Below are 17,747 nucleotides of genomic sequence, written 5' to 3'. Positions count from 1 at the left end.
TTCATTAACTCCTTTACAACATAATTTTTATTTAAATTCCTATTTACAAGTACATTTAGCTTTATCTTTGCAAATACAATTTTCTGTTTCTGTCACAAGATTCATCATAAATAATGTAAGCTTATTACAATTATTTATATTTAATTTATAGTAATTCCAAAGGCCTTCTTTCCTTACTTCCACAAGTTCGCAATCACTTAATACTTTCATATGATGTGAAAGTGTTGGTTGAGTAAAATCAAAATACTCTAGAATTTCACATGCACATTTTTCACCACACGATAATATGTCAATTATTTTTAATCTGCTCGGGTCACACATTGCTTTAAATATTTTGGCATTTTCTTCATAATTCATATTCATTCCCGCCTTCTTTATATAGATACTTCTTTATATACAATATAAACGTTCATCTATATAGTGTCAATATCTATTCTGATTTAGCCTTATTAATCACTCTCACTAGATAAACAATAATCTATATAATCACTTTATGCAGTAACTATATAATTGTTACAAAATAGTATTATGAGCATTTTCTATTATAATGTTTTTCTGTGCCTGTTCTCAAATTCTTAATTGTGCAATGTTCAAATATAAATTGTTCAAAACCTTTATCAAAAGTTTTATGGTAGTTTCTGATAAATTTGTAGATTTACAATAATATATAAACTCATCATATCCCCTGTCTAATGTTTTATCCATTGTTGTTAATGTAATTTTATTTCCCAGTACAATCACCTCCAAAACGTAAGAAAAGCAAACACGTTATGCATTTTTTCTATATACATAACGTGTTTGCTTTTTAATTATATTTTTACTATTAGAAACGTCCACAAATGGCACTATTACTGACTCTTTTGGTGCAGGTAACGGGACTTGAACCCGTACGTTATAAACACACGCCCCTCAAACGTGCCTGTCTGCCATTCCAGCACACCTGCAAAATATAAATTAACTATTTTAATGATAATTCATTTTCATCAGAAATTCAAGTAAGTTTTATTAAATCTTTAAGCTAATTATTAGTCTTACAATTAATAATTAGCTTAAAAAATGTACATTCAAAAAACTTTTAATCAATTTTACTATTTTATCTACGTCAAAATAACTTTCTTTTCCACTATAAAGATATTCATATACATGATAATAAGTATTTACTTTGTCCACATATTTCTTTGTTTCTCCAAAAGGTATATAATCTATACTTTTACCATCCGAAGAATATTTCTCATTTTCAAGCCACTTCTGTACATTAGTTGGTCCTGCATTATAAGCAGCAATTGTTAAGTATAAATCACCATCAAAGGTATCATTTAACCTTCTAAGATACCAGCATCCCATTCTAATATTATATTCCTCGTTATACAAATCGTCTTTAGAAAATGCACTAAATCCCATTTCCTTGGCTGCCCATTCACCTGTTTCAACAGTTATTTGCATAAGTCCTACAGCATTTTTATGTGAATGTGCATCATCATCAAATTTACTTTCAGTTTTTATCACTGCTAATACAAATAATGGGTCTAAGTTATACTTTCTACTATAAGTATCTACATATTCTTTATACTTATAAGGAAAAAATTTCTCTTTTATAACATATTTAGAACCTACTCCAATTGCTATTATAACAACTGCTAAGACTACTAGTTTAGAAAAGATTTTTTTTATAAATTTCATTATTTTCTCCTTAATCTAGTATATTAATTTCATAAAATCAATTAAATCATAAACTTGTTTTTGTGTATCAATTAAATCAGTATTGTTATCAATAATAATATTGGCATACTCTTTCTTTTCTTCCATGGACATTTGAGAATTTATTCTGCTAACTGCTTCAGCTTTAGTTAATTTGTCTCTGCTCATAACCCTTTGAATTTGAGCTGAATTATCAGCATATACAAGTATCACATAATCCATTTCAACATGTAGATTATTTTCAATCAAAGTTGGAGCATCTATTATTATTATTTTTTCTCCTTTTTTTTCATATGCTTTTATATTTTCTTCTATGCTTTGTTTAATATAAGGCATAATAATACTTTCATATTTTATTCTTTGTTTGGGAAATCTAAAGATATGATTTCCAAATTCTTTTCTTCTAAATTCCCCTTTCCAATCAAAGAAACCAGATCCAAATTGTGTACGAACCATTTCTAATATTTGTGGATTCTTTTCTAGTACTTCTTTAGCTATGTTATCTGCATCTATAATTTTCAACTGTTCGCTTCTTAGAATATTAGATACAGTACTTTTACCAGTACCAATTCCCCCTGTTAAACCAACCTTAATCATTTTTATATAAACCACCTTTTTTTATTTGGCTTCATACCATGTATTACCAAAATTAACATCTACATCAAGTGCAACTTTTAGTTTAATAGCATTTTCCATTTCATGTTCAACTAAATTTTTAACTTCTTCAAATTCTTCCTTCTTGACATTTAATATAAGTTCATCATGAACTTGAAGAATCAATTCACTTTTTAATTTCTTTTCATTTAATTTATTATAAACATTAACCATAGCAATCTTTATTATATCAGCTGCACTTCCTTGAATTGGAGCATTCATAGCTAATCTATCACCTAAAGCTTTTACTATTTTATTAGAAGATTTTATTTCTGGTATAAATCTTTTTCTATTTAAAATTGTTAATACATATCCTGTATCCTGTGCATCTTTAACTATATTTTCTAAGTATTTTTTTATCTTAGGATATCTTTCAAAATAAATAGACATATATTCTTCTGCTTCTTTTTTTGTAATCTTTAAATCTTGAGCTAATCTAAATGCGCCTATTCCATATACAATTCCAAAGTTTACTGCCTTAGCTCTACTTCTCATAAGAGAAGTCACTTCATCGATTGGAACGTTAAAAACTTCTGAAGCTGTTTTGGTATGAATATCACTATGATCCTCAAATGCGTCTATCATATTTTCATCATTTGCAATATGAGCTAAAACTCTTAATTCTATTTGAGAATAATCACAGGAAACAAGCATATCAGTTTTTTCCATAGGAATAAATACTTTTCTTATTTCTCTTCCTAATTCATGTTTAATTGGGATGTTTTGCAAATTGGGTTCTGTACTTGATAATCTTCCTGTTGTAGTAACAGTTTGATTAAAATTTGAATGAATACGTCCATCCTTATCAATTACGTTTTTTAATCCTTCTATATATGTAGAATTAATCTTTGTAATTTGCCTATAATACATTATTTTAGGGATTATCTCATGCTTATCCATTAATTTTTCTAAAACTTCTTGATTAGTTGAATAACCTGTTTTTGTCTTCTTCGTGGCTGGTAAATCTAATTTTTCAAATAATATCTTACCTAATTGCTTGGGTGAACTTATATTAAATTCTTCTTCTGATAACTTATATATTGCTTCTTGAGTTTCTTCAATTTCTTTTTTGAATTTTATTTTAAGTTCATCTAACATACCTTCATTTATGTTAAATCCAATACTCTCCATAGATGAAAGTACATATATTAATGGATGTTCAACTTCATAATAAAGTTTATCCATGTTTTCTTTATGAAGTTTTTCTTTTAACTTCTCATAAATTACAGGCAAGTAGCTTGAAAGAATTACTTTAAGATTATGTCCCTCTTCACTTGGATTTTCTCCGACATAATGATTGACAAGCTCTAAAATTTCATATTTGCTCTTTGAAGAATCAATTAAATAAGCTGCAATTGCAGCATCAAAATCAAATCCCTTAATTTCAATTTTATATTTATTTAAAAAAGTAACAAAGTTCTTTCCATTGTGAATTACCTTCTTAATATTTTCATCTTCCATTAATGTTTTTAAACTTTCTATAGCTTCGTTTTTATTTTTAGCGCTTATATCTTTAAAGTTTATGCAATCCCCAGTATTTTCTTCACCCAAAATTAAATATTCAAGTTCTAATTTAGAATATATAGATGCATCTGTTAAAGTATAATCTATATAAATTCTATTCTTTTTCTTTGAAAACAATTCTTTCATATCTTCAATTGTATCTATATTTTTGACTTCTACCTTAGACTCTTCGCAAACTGTATCATCTTTAAACTTAGATAGTATTGACTTCATTTCAAGTTTAATAAGCATTTTTTTAATTTCTAATATATTTTCTTTATCACTAGAATTAATATCTTCTAATGTTAATTCAATGGGAACTTCTCTCATAATAGTAGCAAGCTTTTTAGAGAATATTGCTTGTTCCACATTGTTTTCCAAATTTTCCTTGAGCTTTTTTCCTGGAATATTATCTATATTCTTTAATACTTCTTCAATAGAGCCATATTCTTTTATAAGCTTAAATGCAGTTTTTTCTCCAACGCCAGGAACTCCTGGAATATTATCAGATTTATCTCCCATAAGCCCTTTAACATCTATAAATTGATTTGGTGTTACTTTAAATTCATCTATAAAAGTTTTTCTATCATAAATTGCAGTTTCACTAACACCCTTTTTAGTAATTACAATTTTAGTGCTATCAGATGCCAATTGAAGCGCATCTTTATCTCCTGTAACTACAAATACCTCTGTGCCATTATTTTCAGCAAATTTAGAGACTGTACCAATTAAGTCATCAGCCTCAAAACCTTCTATTTCAAAATTTTTTATTCCCATAAACTTTAATAATTCTTTAATAATCGGAAACTGTTCTGCAAATTCTGGGGGCATTTTATTTCTTCCCGCCTTATATTCTGCATATTCCTTATGTCTAAAAGTTGGTGCTTTTAAGTCAAAGGTAGCAATTATACTATCTGGGTTAATTTCATCCTTCATCTTAAATAACATATTCATGAAGCCATAAATGGCATTAGTATTTATTCCGTCACTATTTGTCATAGGAGGCAATGCATAAAAAGCCCTATTCATAAGTGAATTTGAGTCCAAAATTAATAATTTTTTCATTAAAACCTCCTAAATTTACCACAAGAATTTATTTGCACATACAGCATGGTCAAAACACTAAGCCTTAAGTGCGCTAGTTTATTATACTATATTATATCCCTTAAAGTATAGGTTTATAAACTTTTTACTTTGATAATTACTGAAATTAGTGTAATAATAAAAGAATAAAAATTATTAATTATGAGGTGATATAGTTGTTTAATGATTTATTATTGAAATATGCAAAACTTGCCGTTATTAAGGGCATAAATATACAAAAAGAAGGTTTATTAGTTATAAATAGTCCTATAGAGTGTAGCGATTTTGCAAAAATGATTGCAGAAGAAGCCTATAAAATTGGTGCTTCTGATGTCGTTATAAATTATAGCGATGAGAAATTTAATAAAATTAGATTTAATAATTCTGGCAAAGAAATTTTATCTTTTATTCCAGATTTCGAGCGTGATAAATATGATTATTATGTAGAAAAGAATGCTGCTTTTTTAAGCATCTCTGCATCTGATCCTGATATTTTCAAAGATGTAGATTCTGATAAAATATCAGCTTATCAAAAAAATAAACGTATTGCTCTGAAAAAGTATCATGATGCTTGTACTTCTAACAAAAATTCTTGGTGTATAATTTCAGTTCCAACAGAAAATTGGGCTAAGAAAGTATTTAGTGAAGTTGAATCCAAGGAAGCTGTAGAAACTTTATGGGATACCATTTTCACTGTTATGAGACTTAAAGAGGAGGATCCTATAGAAGCTTGGAATATCCATGTTAATCTTCTTCATAAAAAAGTCTTAGAATTAAATGCTCATGAATTTGAATATTTACATTTTACCAATTCTCTCGGAACTAATTTAAAAGTTGGATTAGTTAAAAATCATATTTGGTGTGGTGGAGAAGATACTACTCAAGATGGCCTTAAATTTATTGCAAATATGCCTACTGAAGAAGTTTATACTACGCCAAAATTAGATGAAGTAAATGGAACTGTCTTTAGTTCAAAACCTCTAAGCTACTGTGGAAATTTAATAAATAATTTCTCATTAACCTTTAAAGATGGTAAAGTTATAGATTTCACTGCTGAAACTGGCTTAGATATTTTAAGAGAATTAATAAATACTGATGAAGGTTCAAATCGTTTAGGCGAAGTTGCTTTAGTGCCTTATAATTCACCAATTTCAAATTCAAATATAATTTTTTATAATACATTATATGATGAAAATGCTTCCTGCCATTTAGCGCTTGGTTCTTCATATCCATGTTGTATAAAAGATGGAGAAAAAATGAATAAAGATGAATCAAAAATTGCATCTGCAAATGTTTCATTAACACATGTTGATTTTATGATAGGAACAAAAGATACAAATATAATTGGTGTTAAAGCTAGTGGAGAAAAAATTCAAATATTTAAGGATGGTAATTGGGCATAAAAAAGATGAATTGTTTCAAAATAAGCTATTTTGAAACAATTCATCTTTAATATTAGATTTATTCCTCTATTTTCCGGTAAAATACTCTATGCCCATTGCGGCACGGACTTCCTTTAAAGTATTTGCTGCTACTGCTCTAGCTTTATCGCTACCATCTTTCAACATAGCATATACATAATCAATATTCTTTTCAAATTCTATTCTTTTGTTTCTTATTGGTTCAAGTTCAGCTTGCATTACTTCATTTAAGTATTTTTTAACCTTCATGTCACCAAGTCCACCACGTTTATAGTGTTCTTTCATTTCTTCTACGACATCTTTATCCGTTGCAAAAATATCTAAATAAGTAAATACAGTATTTCCTTCTATTTGCCCTGGATCTTCCACTCTTATATGATTAGGATCTGTATACATAGACATAACTTTCTTTTTAATTGAGTCTGAATCATCAGATAAATATATACAATTTCCTATTGATTTGCTCATCTTAGCTTTTCCATCAGTACCAGGTAATCTTCCAGCATTTGAGCTTGGAAGTATAGCTTCTGGCTCAACTAAAACATCTCCATATATAGAATTAAAGCTTCTAACAATTTCTCTAGTTTGTTCAATCATAGGTAATTGATCTTCTCCAACTGGAACTGTAGTTGCTTTAAATGCTGTTATGTCAGCAGCTTGACTTACAGGATATATAAGGAATCCAGCTGGAATGCTATTTTCAAAATTCTTCTGCTTTATTTCTTGTTTAACTGTTGGATTTCTCTCTAATCTTGATAATGTAACAAGATTTAAATAATGCATTGTAAGTTCGCTTAATTCTGGTATTTGTGATTGTATAAATATATTTGATTTACTTGGATCAATTCCAACTGCTAGATAATCCAATGCAACTTCTTTTAAGCTATTTCTTATCATTTCAGGATTTCTTGCATTATCAGTTAAAGCTTGTTGGTCTGCAATCATTATAAAACTTTCATATAACCCAGACTCTTGAAGATGTACTCTATTTTTTAAAGAACCTATATAATGTCCTATATGTAACTTTCCAGTTGGTCTATCTCCTGTTAATATTATTTTCTTATCCATTAAAATTCACTCCTAAACTATAAAAGTAACTAAACCTATGGTTTTATTTTACTTTCAACTACATTATTGATAATTTCCACCCTTTTATCACCTAAAACATTCGCAATCTTTACAGACATGCTCTTTTCTTTATAAATAGATTCTTTATTTGCATCAACAATTTTCATGATTCTGTTTTCCATCTTTTCATATGAAATTAAATCATCAGTATATGTATCTACAATATCCTTTAAGCATGTTGCTAATTCTTTTGGGTTTCTATAAACTGCTCTCATCTCTTTCTCCTTAACACTTAAAAATTAAATTTTTTTAAATTTCTTATAATTATATTATTACCTATTAACTGCAATTTAGTAAATAAGTTTCGCTTTATTATATCATTATATATAGGAAAATTCCATATTCAAACATAAGGCACATTCTTTTATAATTTCATCTCCTGGGTGTTCAAAAGTAAAAAACGTCTCGACATTATAATAATACCAACTGAATCTTTGAGAAATATCTCTTTTACAAACTCTAAATAACTAAAGGAGACATACTATCTTATCTTTAACACTTTAAGATAGTATATCCCCTTTTTAGTTTGTATCCTTATTCAATAATTTCTCCATTAGTTGAAATAGTTACTATTTGCCAAGGAATCATCTTTTCACTTACTTTTAATGCATTCTTAACTGCATTTACTATTCCTCCACAACAAGGTACTTCCATTCTTACTACTGTAAGACTTTTTATATCATTCATTTTTAAAATTGCTGTAAGCTTTTCTGAATAATCTCCTTCATCAAGCTTTGGACAACCTATAAGTGTAATTTTGTTTCTCATAAATTTATTATGAAAATCTCCATATGCATAAGCTGTACAATCTGCTGCTATAAGTAGATTAGCATTGTTTAAATACTCAGCATTTGTTGGTACAAGCTTAATTTGCACAGGCCATTGATTTAATTGAGATCGTACTTCACTAGTACTAGATGCACTTTTAACTTCTATTTTATTATGGTTTATTACTCTTGATTGTGAGCCTGGACACCCAAATGATATTTTTTCATTTTTATTTACTTCTATATTTTTTTGTTCCATTTTTCTTTTTTCCATATGAATTTGTACAGCTTCTTCATCATATTCAGCTGCTTCTCTTTCTTCAAATGTAATTGCACCAACTGCACATGAAGGAAGACAATCTCCAAGTCCATCACAATAATCATCACGTAACAACTTTGCTTTTCCATTTACCATACCAATTGCGCCTTCATGGCAAGCACTTGCACAAAGTCCACATCCATTACACTTTTCTTCATCTATTTTAATAACTCTTCTTATCATAAAACCCACCATCCTATATAATTTTTTATGCTCATTTAAATTTGTTTATATTAAAACATCTACTCTTGTGCTATTTACATTAAATTATTTAGTTTATGATGTTATTATATTAGAATAATAGCAACTTTTCTGTTTCATTTGAAACAAATAAAAAATATTTTGAAAATAATAAAAAACACCAATTCTAGTATAATATAATTGTTATATCAAACTCACTAGAAAAGGTGCTTTATTTATGTACAATAATTATTGCTATATTATTTTAGTTTTTCTAGATTTTCAACTAATTCACCTATAGCAACTACATATTTATTCACTATCCAAGTTGCTATTTCATCCGCTAATTTTTCATTATAAATAAACATATTATTTATATCTCTCAACAACATTAAATCCATTATCTTTTATTTCTTGTTCTATTATATGCTTATCAAGATGCATACAATAAACCTTATTTCTAAATTCCAGTGGAACTATACGACAAAGTTTTCTTAATGATAAGTGATTATTTCCTTCATATTCTAATCCACATGTATCTTGATAAATTCTATAAATTTCTCCACTTTTCATCTTATCAATTACTTTGTTACTTAAATTGTTTGCATCACCACTATAGTAAAACGATTTTTTATTTAATTTCATTATAAATCCATACGACGGTATTGTATCGACATGAGAAACTGGTACAAATTCTATATTGAGCTCTCCAAGTTGCATATCATTCACCTCTACCATTTCAAAACTATTAAGGTGATACATTTCAGAACTTACACCTATGCTAGTTAGAAAACCTTCTATTAGTTCCTTTTGTGGAAAGAAAATAGTTGGTCTATGCTTCAAAATGTAATATGAATAAAATACTACTTCTCCAAGACTTCCAACATGGTCCGGATGTGTGTGAGTAATTATAATATATAAATTTTCTAACTCATCAAACATATTTAGCTCTTTTAATCTATGGAAAACAGTTCCTCCACAATCTATCAAAAGTAAGCTCTTTCCCTTCTTTACAAAGGCACTTGTATTACCAAGTTCGGTGTTAAAGGCACTTCCCATTCCTATGAACCTTAATTCCTTCATCAAAAAACCTCTTTCCCTCAATAGTATTTCGAATAACTTAATACAATAATACTATTTCATTATACACAATTTTATACTTTATCTGGGTATTAGAAGCTTTTAACCTTTAAATATAAAAAAAACAAAAGCTAACAAATATAATTTCACACCATTAGCTTTTGTTATTAATCTTCTATTTAACACTTTAAGTCATTATTTCAAATTCATCTTTAACCCGCATTATTACTATAAATAGTTAAATATTTTTATATTTGATCATATCCTAAATATAAGCACATTATTCAGCAAATTTTAAATTAAAGTTAAATTTTTCATACTCAAATCTAATATTTTTGCGGAGTGAGTTAATGCGCCAACAGATATATAATCTACTCCTATTTGTGCTATTTCTTTAATATTACTTAATTCCACGTTTCCTGAGAATTCTATTAAAGCTCTTTTATTTATGAGCTTTACTGCTTCTTTAGCTAAATCTAAATTCATATTATCAAGCATTATTATATCTGCCTTTGCGTCTAATGCTTCCTTTACCATTTCTAAATTTTCAGTTTCAACTTCTATTTTTCTAACAAATGATGAATTCTTTCTTGCAAGTTCTATAGCATTTTTTATTCCACCAGCTGCACTTATATGATTATCCTTAAGCATAACTCCATCTGATAAATTAAACCTATGATTACATCCACCACCAATTTTCACTGAATACTTTTCTAATATTCTAAGGTTTGGTGTTGTTTTTCTTGTATCTAATAACTTTGCATTTGTATGATTTATTTCTTTTACAAATTTATTAGTTAGGGTAGCTATTCCACTCATTCTTTGTAATAAGTTCAATGCTATCCTTTCCCCAAGTAATAAGTTTCTAGTGCTTCCTTTTAAAAATCCAACTTTATCTTTAGGATATACTTTGTCTCCATCACATTTATATAATTCAACTTCAACATTGCCTAATATATCAAATACTCTTTTGAAGATTTCAAGACCTGCAATTATTCCTTCTTCTTTGCATAATAACTCTACTGTAGAAATACTTTTTTCATCTATAATTGAATTCGTTGTTATATCTTCACTTGGAATATCTTCTATAAGTGCATCCTTTATTATTTTATCGACAACTAAGTAATTGATCATCTAGCTTCCCACCTTTTTCTTTTATAACTTTCATAGCTAATTCTTTATTTTCAATTACTATTTCTTCTATAGATTTATTCAATTTATCCACAGTCGAAACTTTAATTTCCAAATTATCCACAGTATTGTTAATTAGAAGTGCAGCCCTTCTTGAAAATACAAGTCCTTCAAGTAAAGAATTACTTGCAAGTCTATTAGCTCCATGTATTCCTGTACAACTTGTTTCCCCAACTGCATATAAATTTTTCATAGATGTTCTAGAATTTAAATCTACTTTTATTCCTCCCATAAAAAAGTGCTGAGCTGGAGAAACTTTAATATATTCTTTTGTTATATCTGTGCCTCTCTTTAAACACTCTTCATAAATAGTTGAAAACCTGTTTATTATATATTCTTGTCCCAAAAATCTTATATCTAAATTTACATAAGGTGTTTCAGTTTCTCTTATTTGCTTATAAACTGCTTCTGAAACCACATCCCTGGGTAAAAGTTCATTTATAAACCTTTCTCCATTTACATTTGTAAGGATTCCACCTTCTCCTCTTAATGATTCAGATATTAAAAATCTCCTCTGATTATTTTCTTCTTCATAAAATGCTGTTGGATGAGTTTGAATATAGTTCATATCTTTTAGCTTTATATTATGCTTTGTTGCAACTGCTATTCCATCTCCAATTAATATTCTTTGATTTGTTGAATTATTGAATAATCCACCAATTCCACCAGTTGCAAGCACCACAGCTTTTGCATAAACATTTATTTGCTCATCTTCTTTTACTAATATGGCTCCAATGCATTCTCTTTCTTTTTCTATAATATCTACAAAATACGTATCTTCATAAACATTTATATTATCTTGTAACTTAACTTTTTCAATAAGAATCTTAGCTGTACTTTCTCCTGTATTATCCTTTGTGTGCACTATTCTATTTATAGTATGAGCACCTTCTTTAGTAAAATTTAAACTTCCAGCTTCATTTCGATCAAATTTCAATCCCATTTCTATTAAACTTTTTATATTGTCCATAGATTCAGAAGTTAAAACTTTAACAGCTTCTAAATCATTTTTATACTTTCCAGCTTTTAAAGTATCTTTTATATATAAAGGAATATCATCTTCACCTCTTGCAACAGATATTCCACCTTGTGCTAAATAAGTATTACTACAATCCATCTTATCTTTGCATACAACTAAAATGCTTAAATCTTTTCTTAAATTTAATGCACAATAAAGCCCTGATACCCCTGAACCAATTATTAATACATCAACAAATTTATTCATATCTAGTTGCCTGACTTATTTGCTGATCCTAATATATGCATGTTCTCTAAAGACCTTAGGGCTTTTTTCCTAATATCTTCATCTAAAGTTATTTCATTTTTCATATTTAATAGGGCATCATATAAATTTTCAAGGGTTGTCTTCTTCATATCTTGACAACATATTTTATCCCCAGGAATGAGAAAACTTTTATTAGGATTTTTCTTTTTTAATTCATGTAAAATCCCTTCTTCTGTTCCTATAATAAATTCATTTCCCTCATCTTTAGTTGCATAATCTATTATTCCACTTGTACTTCCTATATAATCTGCTATGTCTCTAATTTCTTTTGTACATTCTGGATGTACCAATACTTTAGCATCTTTATGTTTTTCTTTTACTTTTAATATATCTTCTCTACTTATTTTATTATGGCATCTGCAAAATCCATCCCATAATATAAATTCTTTTTCTGGAAAGAATTCCGAAATATACCCACCTAAATTTCTATCTGGCAAAAACATTATTTGCTTATTAGGTACATTTTTTAATATCTTTAATGCACTTGAAGATGTTACAGCTACATCACAGTGAGCTTTTACATTGTATGTTGAATTTATATAACAAACCACATAAGCATCTGGATATTTTTCCTTTAATTCTACTAAAGCCTTACCACTAGCCATATCTGCCATAGAACAACCTGCACTAGCACATGGCATCAAAACTGTTTTATGTGGTGATAAAATTTTTGCACTTTCAGCCATAAACCTAACCCCACAAAACATTATAACTTCTTCTTTGCAATCTCTAGCTATTTCACTTAAATAATAAGAATCTCCTACAAAATCCGCTAACTCTTGTATACCTCCTGGTTGATAATAATGAGCAAGGATAATTGCATTTTTTTCTTTTTTTAATCTTAATATTTCTTGTACTAAATCTATCCCCATATTTACACCTCTTCTTAAATAATTTTATAGGTGTATATACACCGTTAAAGATAATTATATCACCACATATTTTTATCTTCAACATATTTAGTCATATTAATTCCAGCATATTTTACTACTCTTATCTCAATATGACAATTGCTTATTTATTAGCACTTATATAATTCTTACTTTTTATTTCAGAATCTGTTTTAAAACAAAAAAGCTATCTCAAATTATTTTGAGATAGTTATAAATATGTTAATAAAAATATCTATTTTAAATTTTCCATCATGTTACTTAATTGTTCCACAATATATACTGAATCTTGAATATTTTCACTAACCCCTTCCATAGCTGCTGATTGTTCTTTAGTTGTTTCAAGAATTATTTTAGAATTTTTTATAGTTCCAGTAACTGATTCTTGTATTTTAGTTGTTAACTCTGAAATACTCTTGGCTGTTTCCTTAGAATTTTCAGCTAAATTTTTTATTTCTTTTGCAACAACTGAAAATCCTTTCCCTACTTCTCCTGCACGTGCAGCTTCAATAGAAGCATTAAGTCCTAACATTTTAGTTTGAGCTGCTATACTTTTTATAGCTTCAAGTATACTATTAATTTGTTCTGTAATCGCACCGACTTGAGTTATTTCAGTATTTAATTCTTCTTGTTGAGCTGAAATATTAGTTGCTGAAGCTGAAAGTTCCTCTACATTCGCAGACACCTGTATAAAATTGTTTGCTAATCTTTTCGATACTATATCTAATTCAATTTGATTATATCCATTTTTAGCAAGAGAATTTACAACAATAAATAATACATCTGCTGCCTTTTCTATATGTTTTAAATTTACAATATTAACTTCATTCGCTGCTTCTACAAATGAATCTGGCTTTACATCTATTTCTTTTGCAATTTGTATAAAATCTTTTTCTTTAGGGGAATCTGTTAACATTTGTCCACCTAAAACTGTCCCAATTAATTTTCCTTCTACGATAATAGGTGCTGCAAAATCCACAAGTCCAGCATGACATGCTCCTACAAAAGGTTTGCCTGTTCTTGCTGCTTCTTCTCCCATCCTTTTATGAGAAGCTGCACATCTATCATCACCTTTTTTAGTTGAATGAACAAAATTATTACAGAACCTTGTATAACTGCTTGGATTTGTTACTGGATTTCCATTCTTATCTACAGTTACACTTGCACAATTCATTGCAAAAGCAAAATCATCTTGAAATTTTTGTAATAACTTAATATCAATTATATCTTTTATCTCCAAAGCATTCATATCTAGTTTATTATTCTCCAATATTTTTATCATAAAAATCTCCCTTTCTTTCTACTAGATCGTATAAATTTAATTTTAATATTTTAAATAACATGTACTAAGTTGCCAAATCAAGTTACTTTTTAAATATTAATTCTATACTTCTAAACTTTACTGATTAATTATCGATTTTTTTTTATTTTTCTTAAATGATTTTGTATTAAATTGTTACTTTATTATAAGCTTTAATTTTTATTAAAAAAATAAATTTAAATATGTTATTGACAAATAATAACTATATCCGTATTATTGTATTAACAACTTAATACAGTCACACAAAGGTAGAATTTACAAAGGAGTGAGATTATGTCATGGAATTTTAATGACGATAGACCAATATATTTACAGCTAATGGAACAAATACAACTTAGGATTATTTCAGGTGTATATAAAGTTGGTAATAAATTACCATCAGTTAGGGATATGGCTAGTGATGCATCAGTTAATCCAAACACAATGCAAAAAGCACTTACAGAATTAGAACGAACAGGTTTAGTCTTTAGCCAAAGAACAAGTGGTAGATTTATTACGGAGGATAGTAATATGATTAAAGATATTAGAAATGGTTTAGCAAAAGAACAAATTGAAAAATTTCTTTATAATATGGAAAAAATCGGATACACAAAACAAGAAACAATTGAACTTGTAGAAATTATATTAAAGGAGATGAAATAATGAATAATGATGAAAATAATTTGCTTTACGATTCTGCTGAAAATGATTCAACATCTAATTTTACAAATAGCAATGTGGATAGTAACCCTATTTTAGAATGTAAGAACTTAGTTAAAGCATATACTAATTCTGAAGCTTTAAAAGGTATCGATTTAACAATTAAGCGTGGCAGAATTGTTGGTTTATTAGGTCCTAATGGCAGTGGTAAAAGTACACTTATAAAACTTGCAAATGGGCTTTTAACTCCATCAAGCGGAGAAATATTAATAAATGGCCTTAAACCGGGGATTGAAACAAAAAAAATCGTTTCATATTTACCTGAGAGAACTTACTTAAATGATTGGATGAAAGTTTCTGACATTATTAATTTCTTTAAAGATTTTTATGATAATTTTAATCCTGAAAAGGCCCATGAAATGCTTCAAAAATTGAATATTAATCCTAATGATAAATTAAAAACTATGTCTAAGGGGACAAAAGAAAAGGTTCAACTTATTTTAGTTATGAGTAGAGAAGCAGATCTTTATTTATTAGATGAACCAATAGCTGGTGTTGATCCCGCGGCTAGAGATTATATTTTAAATACAATAATCACTAATTATAATGAAAATGCGACTATTATTATTTCAACTCATCTTATTTCAGATATCGAAAGAGTATTAGATGATGTAGTATTTATATCATATGGGAGAATATTCTTAACTAAGAGTGTTGATGAAATTAGAGAAGATGAAGGAAAGAGTGTTGATGCTCTATTTAGGGAGGTATTTAAATGTTAGGAAAATTAATGAAATATGAAATAAAAGCAACTGCTAGAATTCTTATCCCACTTTATATAGCATTATTAGCTTTTGCTGTTATTAATAAATTTTTCATTGGAACAGGTCTTGCTGATAAGCTTCAAGGCTTTGGTTCTATTCCCTTTATACTTAGTATCTTTGGATACGGATGCACTATGGCTGCCGTTTTTATAGTGACATTCTTTGTAATAATACAAAGATTTTATAAAAATTTACTTGGAGATGAAGGCTATTTAATGAATACTCTTCCTGTAACTACTACAATAAATCTTACAAGTAAAATTTCCATTGCTACTCTTTGGAATATTGTAAGTGGATTTGTAGCTATACTTTCAATAATTATTATGGCATTTAAACCTGATGATTTTATCAATTTTTTTCATGAGTTATTTAGAGCACTTTCAGATGGGTATTCTGAATTGGGAGTTCATATTTATATAGTAATTATAGAAGTAATTATTGCCATTTTAGTATACTTAATAAAATATGTTACTATGATTTATGCATCTATATCACTTGGTCATTTATTTAGCAAACATAGAATACTTTCATCTTTTGGTGCATTTATAGTTTTAAACTTAATTACGGGTGCAATTTCGTCTGCTATAGGTGTAGCGTTTTCATATTCAAATATTTCATCTATGTTTTATAATATTAATTCACCTTTACCAATTCATTTATTTGTTGGATTTATAATTTTATTTAATTTAGTTTTCTTTATAGCTTACTTTATAATAACTAACTATATATTAAAGAATAAGTTGAATTTAGAATAATTCTTTTAGAATTTAAATATTAAATATTTAAAAAAAGAGCAAACTTAGTTTATATTAAGCTTGCTCTTTTTCACGTATGCTCATAACTGCTAAGTGTTTCCCATACCATTTCAGTACTAAAGCAGTATTTGTATTGGTCTCACCTGTCTCTTTTAATTGATTCTGGAAGAAATGATGCTCCGATTGTAGCTAATTGTCTAACATCTTTATTCCTATGTTTTCATAATCTATCAAACATTTTATATTGACTTATCTCTAATTTTGTTACATAATAACTTATAAAATGACAAGTAAATAACTTAGATAGAGGTGCGAAACTTAAGAGTAATATTATGGAGGTAAGCTCAATGAAGTAATATGAAAGGAACTTTCGCCGAAGTAAATAGCTACTTGCTTTGATGCTATTTATTGGGATTATGTAAAATATACATAAGACTGTCACAAACTATTTTGTGGAGAGCTATTTTCAATGAAAATATACGGTATTTCTTATATTTATTTAAATATGCAATTTTCGTATTTATGTCATGAATATACTTTCATGGCATTTTTTTATTGTTCAAATCTTTATTCCATAGAGTGTCACTTATCACTAGCCTCTTTAGACTGGTGATAAGTGCCATCAGGTTCGTGGATAAGTTTAGCTAAGATTCAGATGTGGCTCACTCCCACTGAATCAAGTTTCACTTTATATTATCTTAGTTAGTTACTTATGGAATTTTAAAACCATTAGGAGGATAAACAAAATGAGTGAACAAAAAAATGAGTTAAAAAGAGGTTTAAAAGCAAGGCACTTAAACATGATAGCTTTAGGTGGTTCCATTGGTACAGGCATATTTCTTGCAATGGGAGATACCTTAAATCAAGCTGGACCTGGAGGTGCATTAGTTGCTTATGGATTAGTAGGTATTATGGTGTACTTTTTAATAACTAGTTTGGGGGAAATGGCAACTTTTATGCCAATTTCTGGTTCCTTCAGTACCTATGCTAATAAATTTATTGATCCAGC

General features: G+C 28.1%; 16 protein-coding genes, 1 tRNA gene, 1 pseudogene and 1 riboswitch. Of the genes and pseudogenes, 5 read left to right on the top strand and 13 right to left on the bottom strand.

What is annotated here, in order from left to right; translation table 11 throughout:
• Nucleotides 1-39 precede the first annotated feature (39 nt).
• The 5 genes from LLF98_RS07080 to polA form a co-directional block, all read right to left on the bottom strand.
• Complete coding sequence (locus LLF98_RS07080; protein ID WP_291702233.1) at nucleotides 40-363, bottom strand: metalloregulator ArsR/SmtB family transcription factor; 324 nt, start codon at nucleotides 361-363, stop codon at nucleotides 40-42.
• A 498-nt stretch (nucleotides 364-861) separates the two neighbouring features.
• Nucleotides 862-944, bottom strand: a tRNA-Leu gene (locus tag LLF98_RS07075).
• A gap of 100 nt (nucleotides 945-1,044) precedes the next feature.
• On the bottom strand, nucleotides 1,045-1,680 hold the full coding sequence (locus tag LLF98_RS07070) for a lytic transglycosylase domain-containing protein (RefSeq protein ID WP_291702231.1): 636 nt from the start codon (nucleotides 1,678-1,680) through the stop codon (nucleotides 1,045-1,047).
• A 15-nt stretch (nucleotides 1,681-1,695) separates the two neighbouring features.
• A complete protein-coding gene (gene coaE, locus LLF98_RS07065; RefSeq protein ID WP_291702229.1) occupies nucleotides 1,696-2,295 on the bottom strand; it encodes a dephospho-CoA kinase in 600 nt (199 codons plus the stop codon).
• Between the two features lie 21 nt (nucleotides 2,296-2,316).
• Nucleotides 2,317-4,920 carry a DNA polymerase I gene (gene polA / locus LLF98_RS07060; protein ID WP_291702227.1) on the bottom strand — a complete coding sequence of 868 codons (2,604 nt, stop codon included), beginning with the start codon at nucleotides 4,918-4,920 and terminating at the stop codon, nucleotides 2,317-2,319.
• 194 nt (nucleotides 4,921-5,114) lie between these two features.
• Here polA and LLF98_RS07055 point away from each other — a divergent pair, with 194 nt between their 5' ends.
• Nucleotides 5,115-6,341 (top strand): aminopeptidase, encoded by a 1,227-nt coding sequence (locus LLF98_RS07055; RefSeq protein WP_291702225.1) that lies wholly within the window; start codon nucleotides 5,115-5,117, stop codon nucleotides 6,339-6,341.
• Between the two features lie 66 nt (nucleotides 6,342-6,407).
• On the opposite strand, the gene trpS is transcribed toward LLF98_RS07055, so the two are convergent.
• The 8 genes from trpS to LLF98_RS07015 form a co-directional block, all read right to left on the bottom strand.
• A complete protein-coding gene (gene trpS, locus LLF98_RS07050) occupies nucleotides 6,408-7,427 on the bottom strand; it encodes a tryptophan--tRNA ligase (RefSeq protein WP_291702223.1) in 1,020 nt (339 codons plus the stop codon).
• Between the two features lie 35 nt (nucleotides 7,428-7,462).
• Complete coding sequence (locus LLF98_RS07045) at nucleotides 7,463-7,702, bottom strand: TIGR04540 family protein (RefSeq protein ID WP_291702221.1); 240 nt, start codon at nucleotides 7,700-7,702, stop codon at nucleotides 7,463-7,465.
• A gap of 319 nt (nucleotides 7,703-8,021) precedes the next feature.
• Entirely contained in the window at nucleotides 8,022-8,756 is a 735-nt protein-coding gene (locus LLF98_RS07040) for a 4Fe-4S binding protein (RefSeq protein ID WP_291702219.1), read from the bottom strand.
• Between the two features lie 366 nt (nucleotides 8,757-9,122).
• Complete coding sequence (locus LLF98_RS07035) at nucleotides 9,123-9,836, bottom strand: MBL fold metallo-hydrolase (protein WP_291702215.1); 714 nt, start codon at nucleotides 9,834-9,836, stop codon at nucleotides 9,123-9,125.
• 291 nt (nucleotides 9,837-10,127) lie between these two features.
• Nucleotides 10,128-10,967, bottom strand: a complete 840-nt coding sequence (nadC, locus tag LLF98_RS07030) for a carboxylating nicotinate-nucleotide diphosphorylase (RefSeq protein ID WP_291702213.1) — start codon at nucleotides 10,965-10,967, stop codon at nucleotides 10,128-10,130.
• Entirely contained in the window at nucleotides 10,942-12,249 is a 1,308-nt protein-coding gene (locus LLF98_RS07025; RefSeq protein WP_291702211.1) for an L-aspartate oxidase, read from the bottom strand. Before LLF98_RS07025 ends, nadC begins: the two co-directional genes overlap by 26 nt.
• 2 nt (nucleotides 12,250-12,251) lie before the next feature.
• Nucleotides 12,252-13,181, bottom strand: coding sequence for a quinolinate synthase NadA (gene nadA, locus LLF98_RS07020; protein ID WP_291702209.1), 930 nt, complete (start codon nucleotides 13,179-13,181; stop codon nucleotides 12,252-12,254).
• A 253-nt stretch (nucleotides 13,182-13,434) separates the two neighbouring features.
• Nucleotides 13,435-14,481 carry a PocR ligand-binding domain-containing protein gene (locus LLF98_RS07015; RefSeq protein ID WP_291702207.1) on the bottom strand — a complete coding sequence of 349 codons (1,047 nt, stop codon included), beginning with the start codon at nucleotides 14,479-14,481 and terminating at the stop codon, nucleotides 13,435-13,437.
• 312 nt (nucleotides 14,482-14,793) lie between these two features.
• On the opposite strand from LLF98_RS07015, the gene LLF98_RS07010 reads away from it, so the two are divergent.
• The 4 genes and pseudogenes from LLF98_RS07010 to LLF98_RS06995 form a co-directional block, all read left to right on the top strand.
• Nucleotides 14,794-15,162: a GntR family transcriptional regulator gene (locus LLF98_RS07010; protein WP_291702205.1), complete on the top strand. Its 369-nt coding sequence runs from the start codon at nucleotides 14,794-14,796 to the stop codon at nucleotides 15,160-15,162.
• A 74-nt stretch (nucleotides 15,163-15,236) separates the two neighbouring features.
• Nucleotides 15,237-15,941 carry an ABC transporter ATP-binding protein gene (locus tag LLF98_RS07005; RefSeq protein WP_291702345.1) on the top strand — a complete coding sequence of 235 codons (705 nt, stop codon included), beginning with the start codon at nucleotides 15,237-15,239 and terminating at the stop codon, nucleotides 15,939-15,941.
• Entirely contained in the window at nucleotides 15,935-16,738 is an 804-nt protein-coding gene (locus LLF98_RS07000) for an ABC transporter permease (RefSeq protein ID WP_291702203.1), read from the top strand. Before LLF98_RS07005 ends, LLF98_RS07000 begins: the two co-directional genes overlap by 7 nt.
• 296 nt (nucleotides 16,739-17,034) lie before the next feature.
• A riboswitch (Lysine riboswitch) is annotated at nucleotides 17,035-17,209 on the top strand.
• 275 nt (nucleotides 17,210-17,484) lie between these two features.
• A pseudogene (locus LLF98_RS06995) lies at nucleotides 17,485-17,747 on the top strand (gamma-aminobutyrate permease); the annotation flags it as partial.

This window comes from Clostridium sp., from assembly GCF_021372645.1.
Classification (GTDB): Bacteria; Bacillota; Clostridia; order Clostridiales; family Clostridiaceae; genus Clostridium.
Note: the sequence above shows the minus strand (reverse complement) of the source record. Positions and strands in the feature narration are given on the sequence as shown.